This window comes from Blastomonas sp. CCH9-A1, assembly GCF_001557175.1.
GTDB lineage: Bacteria > Pseudomonadota > Alphaproteobacteria > Sphingomonadales > Sphingomonadaceae > Blastomonas > Blastomonas delafieldii_A.
On record NZ_LSHM01000013.1, the window covers coordinates 1 to 9,298 of the forward strand.

The following is a 9,298-nucleotide window of genomic DNA, read 5'->3' on the forward strand; positions in this document are numbered from 1 at the left end:
ATCATCGACCGCAGCCATGAGGCGCAACAATATCGGGCATCCGGCCTCAATCTAGTCATCGCCGCGATCGTCTACTGGAACACGATCTACATGGATGCTGCCGCCCAGCATCTACGATCAACCTCGGTCGCGGTGCCTGATTATCTGCTCGCCCATACGTCCCCCGTGGGTTGGGAGCATATTGCCTTCTCCGGCGATTTCCTCTGGGATCGCGCAGCCGCTTCCGCTGGCCGCAAGGCCCTCAATCTCCCGCCGGATAGCCGCGTCGCATAAGCGTTCGCTGATTGTTCGCCCTTAGCGTTGTTTAGCGTACCATCCACGCTATGCCCTCATTAGGGCAGCGTCGGCCCCGCTCACTTGGAGGAACACGGTGACAGGCTCGATTGAACAGCGCCTAGCCGAAAAAGGAATCAAGATGCCGAACGTCGCCCCGGCGGCTGCCAATTACTTACCCTTCACACGCAGGGGTGCACTGATTACGATTTCCGGCCAGTTGCCGCGGACGGATGATGGTCTGATCGCTGGCACACTTGGAAACGGGACATCGATCGACCGCGGTGTTGCAGCAGCCCAGCAATGCGCCGTTGCGATACTCGCAGTCCTCAACGAAGCGATCGAAGGCGATCTGGATTGACTGGAGGGCTGCGTGCAATTGTGCGGGTTCGTCCAGTCTGCTCCCGGCTTCACCGAGCACTCGACGGTCATCAATGGCGCTTCGGATCTGATTGCGACCGTGCTAGCCGAAAGCGGGCGCCACGCACGCGCGGCAGTGGGCGTTTCCAGTCTGCCGTTTGGTGTGGCTGTCGAAGTGAGTGCGCAATTCATGCTGCGCGCCTAGGATCCGTCCGGAACGCCCCCGAAACGCGTTTCGCACGCGCGTTGAAGATAGTCGCGTTCAACCGTCAGCGTAGTCAGAAGATCTTCCAGCAATCGGGATCTGCCGCGATGCGGCGGCAGGATCATCAGCGCGCGAAAGGCGATCGCTGGTTCGAAAGGCCGCGCAATGAGCCCTTGGGCCTCGAACTGGCTCGCCACGAACGAAACGGCGTTGGTGAGGCCAACGCCCGCGCCCTCTGCTACTAGCTGACAGACCGAAGCACCGAACTGTGTTTCGACCACAACCTTGGGTTGCGCTCCCACCAGACGCAGCGACGCGTCGAGCTGCCTGCGCGCCGTATCATCTGGTGAAAGTGAAACAAGCGCCACGCCGTCCAGATCGACCGGTTTGATAGTTTCGAGCTTGGCCAGAGGGTGGCCGCTCGGCATGACGCAGATGCCCCTCGTCGTAAGAAATGGCTCGGCGACGACATTGGTCGTGTCAATCTCATCGGCGCACAAGCCGATGTCATAGGTCCCGCTTGCAACGAGATTTCGAACCATGCTCGAATTGGCGATCTCGAAGGTTACAGTCACGCCCGGGTGTCGTTCGATGAAAAGGCTGATCACACGCGGTATCAGCGACAGGCCAAGCGCTGCCGACGAGGCGATCCGGAGAGATCCGGTGCCGACTGACCGGATCCGCGCGACAGCTTGCCTCAGACGATCGAGCCCGACGTAGGTATCGGCGATCTCCTGGTAGAAGATTTCAGCTTCCGGTGTTGGGAGCAGACGTGGACCCTGTCGTTCGAACAGCTTGAGCCGGGTCACATCCTCGAGCCGCTTCAAAGAACGGCTGATGGCGGGCTGGGACACCCCAAGCAGCTCGGCCCCGCGCGTTGTGGACCCGGTCCGCATGACCGCATTGAAGGCTTCGATCAGACTGAGGTTCATGGTTCCATTATAACAAATCCGCATAATGAAACGCAACACAGGGATTTGAATTGAGCAAAGCGAGCGCATAGCGTGCTGCGCAAGGAGAGAGGCATGAATGACGAGACGAAGTGCCTGAAAATGGTTGTGCCTGAAGATAAATTCACGAGTCTGTCGGTGCCCGTCCACCGAGCATCGACGATCGTATTCGACAATGTCGCCGCCTACCAAGCGCGCAGATCACAGCTGTATGATGGATACTCCTACGGTTTGTATGGAACACCGACCAGTCGGGCGCTTGAGAAAACTCTCGCCACTATCGAGGGCGGCGATCGCGCGATGGTGGTGTCCTCGGGCTTTGCGGCGATCACGCTTGTCACGCTCGCGCTGTCGCAATCTGGCAATCGCGTCCTTTTTCCTGACAATGTCTACGAAACGGTTCGTCCATTCGCTGACATCCTGCTTTACCGCTACGGCGTGACGCCAGTCTATTACGATCCCCTGAGCGGAGCACGCATTGCGGAACTGTTGGACAAGGACGTATCGCTGGTGTGGCTGGAATCGCCAGGTTCGATGACCCTAGAAATCCAGGACATTCCGGCGATCACGGCAGCATGCAGGGAGCACGGCATTCCGACAGCCGCCGATAACACCTATGCCACTCCCCTCCGTTGCAAGCCGCTCGATCTGGGTGTCGACATCTCAGTCTGTGCAGTTTCGAAATACATATCAGGCCACTCCGACCTGGTGATGGGATCAATCGCCCTGCGCGACGAAGCCCGGTTCCGTCTGCTCAAGGATCATGCGCGCATGCTGGGCCAAGGGGTATCTGCTGACGAAGCCAGCCTTGCTTTGCGGGGACTTGAAACGTTGGCGGTGCGACTGGAACGGATTGAACGCACCACACTAACGCTGCTGGATTTTGTGACCGATCAGCCAGGCGTGCGCGAGGTTCGACATCCGGCTCTGACACACAACCCGGGGCATGCAGAGTGGCTGCGAGACTTTTCCGGATCAACCGGCCTGCTCACGCTGTTCCTCGAACCTTGGACCAGGCCGCTGCTAGCCAAGGCCATCGAAGCCATGGATCAGTTTGCTATCGGCGCCAGTTGGGGCGGAACCAAAAGCGTTGTCGCTGTGCTTGATGCTCTGCCCCCCCGGACAGTTACGCAGGTTTCACACGATGGTCCTCTGGTTCGATTCAGCATCGGTCTGGAGCACTCTGATGATTTGATTGAAAGCCTGACCAAAGGCTTCGCCATACTTGCTGCAGCACAACCAGCTCCCTCCATCACCAATTGAACAAGAATGAACAATGGTCGCGAAATCTCTGAAGTCCTTCACGAATTGGACCCTGCTTAGCGAAAGATTCCTCGCCAGTTGGTCATGTACGGGCGAGACAAGGACAATTGTAAAGCAGTAACAAGGAACGCAACTGAGCCAATAGCATGGGCAGCCATCGAGTATCCGGCTTCTCCTAGCCTGGCTAAAAGTTTGTGAGGCGACGATTTCGACCGGGTCAATTCGCCTGTGAGGTGAAAGCTCAGTGTCGTCGGACGATGATCTTATCATGGCAACAAAACTTTACGGTCACGGAGACTCCGTGCCGAGCCAGGAACAGTTATCATGAATCAACCGCCCACATCGGAATCGCTGTTGCGCCGCGAGATCGGTCGGATTGGTGTGGCAACTATCGCCATGAATGGGGTGATCGGATCGGGGATCTTTGCGCTACCGGCGATCGCAATCGCCCAGTCCGGTTATTTCAGCCCTTGGATTTTCCTGTTGTGCGGCGTTCTCATTATCTCTGTGGCTCTGAGTTTAGCTCGCGCCGCTAGTTTTTTCGACATTACAGGCGGCCCAATTGTTTATACCACTTATGCATTTGGCCGGTTTGTGGGGTTTCAGACGGGCCTTCTAATTTACGTGAGCCGTGTCGCGGCTATCGCGGCAAGCGCGACGCTCATCGTTAGCTATTCGTCGGCACTTTGGAGTCCGCTAGAGGGCGGATTGCCGAGGATGATTGCAGTCGCAGCTTTCATTTTTCTTGCAACGCTAGTTAACGTTGCGGGCGTGCGAGCAGGAATGCTTGCTTTGTATATGATCAGCACACTCAAGCTGCTCCCGTTGCTCTTATTAATGATTGTTGGTCTGCCGGAAATTGAATGGAGCCGCATCGTAGGTGCAGAAGTCGTGGAGCCGAAAACGCTTGGCGAGACCATGCTGATCTTGATGTACGCGTTCATAGGGTTCGAGTTCAGTCTGATTAATGCTGGTGAGACGAAGGACGCGCGCCAGGCGATTCCGCGCACGCTCGTCGCAACCGTTTCGACAATCGCTGTGTGCTATGCGTTTATCCAGATGGTTGCTGTATCGGTTGGCCCCGACTTAGGCGCAAGCGAGACTCCTCTGATCGATCTCGCCGGCAGGTTGATGGGACCAACTGGTGCTGCGATCCTGGCTGTCGGGGTGGTATTTTCGGTCGGAGGAGGTACCCTCACGTCTTTCGTAACAGCCCCTCGACTGACGTTTGCCCTATCGCGCGATGGAAGTCTGCCGGCGTGGTTCGGCGAGGTGAGCGAGCAAACGGGATCTCCGGTCAACTCGATTATATTCTGCGGCATCTTGTGTTTCGCGCTAGCAGTAGGGCAGGGTTTTGTCTGGCTGGTGACGCTCAGCACCTTCGTACGTCTGCTGGTGTATGTCCTGTGCATCGCATCTCTACGCCGGATCGAGAGAACGATTCCAGCTCAACCCGACCAGTTTCAATTGCCCGGTGGCCTGGCCATTCCTGCTGTCGGCCTTGCCCTTACGCTCTGGCTTATCGGCCATTCTACGCTTGAAAATTTCTCTATTGCAGGGCTCGTTGTGGGAGTCGGAACAGTCATTTTCTGGCTATCGACTTGGCGCCGTCGCAAGCCCACGGATCGGTCTTGACACAACTCAACTTGAACTTGGACTTGAGGACCAGGCGGATGGCTCTGACGTAACTACATGATCATACCCCAAGAGCGATGAAAATGTCCCGCTTAAGCACCGCCACCTTTCGGGTTACCTTTAATGCGGCCGAATGCGGGGAGGGTCTTACAACTAAGGAACGGCTGTGATTTAGCCAGGACGCACCATTCAGTGTTACTTCCGAAGCAAGAGCGGATCGCTTGAACAAGTGAGCCCAGTTTAGCACTGGTCCCTTGTTGCTTGATTGCAACGATCATTCCGCACAATGTCAAACGACGTCGGGAGCGATCTTGTTGTAGTGAGCGCCTTGTGCGAGCGATGCACGCGCTGTGAGAAGATCTAACCAAAAAAGTTGCGTGACGGGAGAGAGGCAAATGAAGATGGGTGCTACAAATCGTTCGACCTACATCAGCCAGTTGCTGGTAGGGACCGCAGCCATTTTGATCGCAAATCCCGCTCTGGCGCAAGATGCTGCGACTGACGATGTTCAAGCTGATGAGGGAAATGTCATCATCGTCACCGCGACCAAGCGCGACACGACAATCCAGGACGTGCCGTTTTCGATCAACGCGCAGACGCAGGAAGACATTCAGCGTTCGGGAGCGGTGACGCTTGAGGATCTGTCGCGCAATGTCGCAGGCCTTACCATCCAGAACCTCGGGCCGGGCCAGAGCCAGGTCTCGGTCCGCGGGATTTCCGCAGGGCAGGTCGTGCGCGACCAGCCTGGCGTAAAAGAGCAGGTCGGCGTCTATCTCGACGAATCCGTGATCTCGCTGTCGCTGTTCACGCCAGATATCGACCTGTTCGACTTGAACCGCGTGGAAACCCTGCGCGGGCCGCAGGGCACGCTGTTCGGTTCGGGCTCCGTCGGCGGCACGATCCGCTACATCACCAACCAACCGACCCTTGGCGTGACCGAGGGGCAGTTGGAAGCGAACGTCAATGTAATCGATGGCGGCAATGTCGGCGGGCATCTTAAGGGCGCCGTCAACGTGCCGCTGGGTGATACCGCCGCAATCCGCGCGGTGGGCTACTACACCCGCTATGCAGGCTTCATCGACGCACAGGGCCCCGGCGGCGGCGAGAACGTCAACGATGGCGAGCGCTACGGCGGCCGCATCGCGCTCACCTTCGAGCCCACCGACAACCTCTCGATCACCCCGCGCGTGATCTACCAGAAGATCGAGGTTGGCGGCTTCAACCGGCAGGAAATCTACAACCTCTTCGCCAACCGCTTCACCACCACGCGGCCCGCAGTTCAGCTGGGCGAGCGCGAGCAGTTCCTGCTTCTGCCCGAGCGTTTCGAGGACGAAACCTTCATCGCCGACCTTACCGTCAAGATCGGCCTCGGGTCGATGGATCTCACCTCGGTCACCTCCTACATCAACCGCGACATCCTCGTTAGCCGCGATGCCAGCGCGCTCACCGGTTCGGTCTCGGTCGATCTCGGGTTCCCCGACGCAGCTGTGGTGCTGCCCTCGAACCTGCGCGACACGACCGACCTTTCGACTTTCACGCAGGAACTGCGCCTTGCCTCGGACTATGACGGCCCGTTCCAGTGGCTGCTCGGCGCCTTCTATTCCGACGTGAACCGCGACTACCGCCAGCGCCTGCCCACCCCGGGCTATGACGCCTTCACCGACACGACGCTGGGCGCGGGCACTTCGGCGGCAGTCGCGAATGGTTTCCCGGCCAATTCGCCGTTCAACTCCGACTTGCCGTTCGATATCAAGCAACTCGCGGTGTTCGGCGAAGCGACTTACGACATCACCGAAAAGCTGACCTTTACCGCTGGCGGGCGTTACTACGACTTCGAGGAAACCCGCACCATCACCACCGGCGGGTTGTTCGCCAATGGCGATGCCGGCGTGGTCGATCGGACCGCCTCGGACGGTTTCACTCCGCGCTTCCTGCTCAGCTACAAGGCGAGCGACGATGTCACGATCAACGCCCAGGCCGCGCAGGGCTTCCGGCTTGGCGGGGTCAACGATCCGCTCAACACCCCGTTGTGCAACGCGCAGGACCTCGCGCTGTTCGGCGGCTTCCAGGACTATGGCGATGAAAAGCTCTGGAACTACGAACTCGGCGTGAAGACCCAGGGCACCGGCTTCACCTTCAACGCCGCCGCCTTCTACAACGACATCAGCAACCTTCAGGTGACGCTCGATGCGGGCAGCTGCTCGTCGCGCATCGTGTTCAACGTGCCCGAGGCCTTCGCCGCCGGGATCGAGGCCGAGCTGGGTGTCGAGCCTTCGCCAGGGCTCAACTTCAACCTGTCCGGCAGCTACATCAAGTCGGAATTCAACAGCACCCTGCCCGGCGTGCTGGCGAGCGCGACCGGGATCCGCGATGGCAACCGCCTGCCCTCGGTGCCGGAATTTCAGCTTTCGGCCAGCGGCAGCTACGAATGGGACCTCGACGCCTCGACCACGGCCTTCGTGACCGGATCGTTCCAGCATGTCGGATCGCGCTTCACGCAGCCGTCGGATCAGGAAAACAACCCGCGCACCTTCGTCCACGGTTTGCCCTTCGGCGGCGCCCCGGCGAGTGCGTCGACCACGGTCGATCTGGAGCTGCCGGATTACCAGTTGGTCAATCTCAGCGCCGGGGTTGAACTGGATAATGGACTGTCGCTTACGGCCTATGTCAACAACCTGTTTGATGAGAACCCGCTGCTTTCGTTTGACCGCGAGCGTGGCGGTCGGGCGCGGCTCGGCTTCAACATCGGCCAGCCACGCACCTTCGGCGTGACTGCGCGGCAAACGTTCTAATACCAAAAGGTAGCGTCGCTTTTTTGCTTGCCGGTCAGTTCCGCATCGGTTGGATAGTTGATGTGTTCGCGCAGGGTGAGTTCTCTACTCCAAGTGCCTGAAGCGGATGAACGGAGTTGGTGTAGTACAACCGTTCTGGCCGTACCTTTGGATTACGGGTGGCCGGGTGGCTGCAATAAAATTGTGCACGTTTTCAACGTGTATGCCGGCAGTGGTGGCGACGAAGCCCATTATTCCGCGATCGTAGCGGCCGAGAGAAAAGGCAGCCCGCACCTTGCCGCCTGTGTCGCAGCCAATCTGGTGTTTGTCAGAGGACCATGACATATTGCGGGTATCGATGCCTAGCACCCGTAGTTGCGATGCTTGTTTGCCCCGCCGCTACGGCACTTGAGAAGCAGGCGATAGACCTTCCTTATTTGGTGGAACAGCTTTACCTGGTACTTGCTACCCCGCGCACAAGCATTAGGCTCAGGATGAAGCGTCCCGGGTTTTCCGGAGGCTCCTATTTGTGAGAAGGAGCCACGATGAGTGCTACGAGGAACAAGTTTTCGCCTGAGTTTCGCGACCGTGCGGTGCGGATGGTGGAGGAGCATCGAGGGGATTACCCGTCGGAGTGGGCGGCGATGAGTTCGATTGCTGCCAAGGTGGGCTGCACGACCGAGACGCTGCGCCGCTGGTGTCGCGAGGAGGCGAGCCGACGAGCGGGACCAGCGGCGCAGGCCGCCAGCGATCGGGATCGGGTTAAGGCGCTGGAACGCGAGGTGAAGGAACTGCGCCGCGCCAACGAGATCCTGCGCAAGGCCTCGGCATATTTTGCGCAGGCGGAGCTCGACCGCCACGGCAAATGGTGATGTCGTTTATCGACGCGCACCGCGAGGATCTGGGTATCGAGCCGATCTGCCGGGAACTGGCGATCGCCCCGTCCTCCTATCACGAGCATGCTGCCCGGCTTGCCGATCCCGGCAGGCGACCGGCTCGTGCCCGCCGCGATGACGAGCTGCGCGAGGCCATCAAGCGTGTTCACGATGCCAGCTTCGGTCTCTACGGCACGCGCAAGGTCTGGCATCAGCTGCGCCGCGAAGGGGTGGCAGTCGCCAAGTGCACCGTGCAGCGGCTGATGCGCGCCATGGGCCTGGCAGGCGTGCGGCGGGGCAAGACGACGGTCACCACCGTCAGCAACCCGAAGGCGCCGTGCCCGCTCGACAAGGTCAACCGCGAGTTCCGCGTCAGCCGGCCGAACGCTCTGTGGGTGGTCGATTTTACCTACGTCCACACCTGGGCGGGGTTCGTCTACGTTGCCTTTGTGATCGATGCTTTCGCCCGGCGGATCGTGGGCTGGAAGGTCAGCACCAGCGCCACGGCGGGCTTCGTGCTCGATGCATTGGAACAGGCGATCCATGCCCGCAGGCCAAGTGCCGAGGACGGGCTGATCCATCACAGTGACAGGCGTCACCTCAAGCTTTGTACGCTGAACAACGATTTTCCGGACATAATGTGAACATTGGTGTCAGGCAGCGGCGCGAAGGTACTGGTAGAGGGTTTCGCGGCTGATGCCCATGTCGCGCGCGATGGTCGCCTTGCGTTCACCGGCGGCAACGCGGCGGTGCAGATCGGCAATCATCTCATCCGAGAGCGACCGTTTCCGCCCCCGATAGGCGCCGCGCTGCCGAGCGATCGCAATGCCTTCGCGTTGCCGTTCGCGGATCAGGGCGCGCTCGAACTCAGCAAACGCACCCATGACCGAGAGCATCAGATTGGCCATCGGGGGGTGACTACACGAAAGTGACGTATCTGCACGGAAAGGGCGAACGGATAGCGAA

7 protein-coding genes, 1 pseudogene and 1 other annotated feature are annotated in these 9,298 nt (G+C 59.3%); of the genes and pseudogenes, 6 read left to right on the top strand and 2 right to left on the bottom strand.

From position 1 onward, the window contains the following. Both AX725_RS05495 and AX725_RS21190 read left to right on the top strand, forming a co-directional pair. Positions 1 to 273: Tn3 family transposase (locus tag AX725_RS05495; RefSeq protein WP_156442045.1), on the top strand; the 273-nt coding region annotated here is incomplete at its 5' end. A gap of 97 nt (positions 274 to 370) precedes the next feature. Beyond that, on the top strand, positions 371 to 634 hold the full coding sequence (locus tag AX725_RS21190) for a RidA family protein (RefSeq protein ID WP_202184358.1): 264 nt from the start codon (positions 371 to 373) through the stop codon (positions 632 to 634). 200 nt (positions 635 to 834) lie between these two features. Here the strand turns inward: AX725_RS21190 and AX725_RS05505 are convergent, their stop codons facing one another. Then, positions 835 to 1,770: a LysR substrate-binding domain-containing protein gene (locus tag AX725_RS05505; RefSeq protein WP_066114696.1), complete on the bottom strand. Its 936-nt coding sequence runs from the start codon at positions 1,768 to 1,770 to the stop codon at positions 835 to 837. A 93-nt stretch (positions 1,771 to 1,863) separates the two neighbouring features. Between AX725_RS05505 and AX725_RS05510 the strand changes: the two genes are divergently transcribed. The 4 genes and pseudogenes from AX725_RS05510 to AX725_RS20395 form a co-directional block, all read left to right on the top strand. Then, positions 1,864 to 3,051 (top strand): trans-sulfuration enzyme family protein, encoded by a 1,188-nt coding sequence (locus tag AX725_RS05510; RefSeq protein WP_066114704.1) that lies wholly within the window; start codon positions 1,864 to 1,866, stop codon positions 3,049 to 3,051. A 324-nt stretch (positions 3,052 to 3,375) separates the two neighbouring features. Continuing rightward, complete coding sequence (locus tag AX725_RS05515; RefSeq protein ID WP_082737508.1) at positions 3,376 to 4,686, top strand: APC family permease; 1,311 nt, start codon at positions 3,376 to 3,378, stop codon at positions 4,684 to 4,686. Positions 4,687 to 5,087: 401 nt separating this feature from the next. Continuing rightward, complete coding sequence (locus AX725_RS05520; protein ID WP_156442047.1) at positions 5,088 to 7,478, top strand: TonB-dependent receptor; 2,391 nt, start codon at positions 5,088 to 5,090, stop codon at positions 7,476 to 7,478. A gap of 524 nt (positions 7,479 to 8,002) precedes the next feature. Further along, positions 8,003 to 8,925, top strand: a pseudogene (locus tag AX725_RS20395) (IS3 family transposase); the annotation flags it as partial. Next, positions 8,284 to 8,398: a sequence feature (AL1L pseudoknot), on the top strand. Its footprint overlaps the pseudogene before it by 115 nt. 60 nt (positions 8,926 to 8,985) lie before the next feature. Here the strand turns inward: AX725_RS20395 and AX725_RS05535 are convergent. After that, the gene (locus AX725_RS05535; RefSeq protein WP_449469943.1) at positions 8,986 to 9,240 is read right to left on the bottom strand and encodes a helix-turn-helix domain-containing protein; all 255 of its coding nucleotides are present in this window, start codon (positions 9,238 to 9,240) and stop codon (positions 8,986 to 8,988) included. Between the last annotated feature and the right edge of the window lie 58 nt (positions 9,241 to 9,298).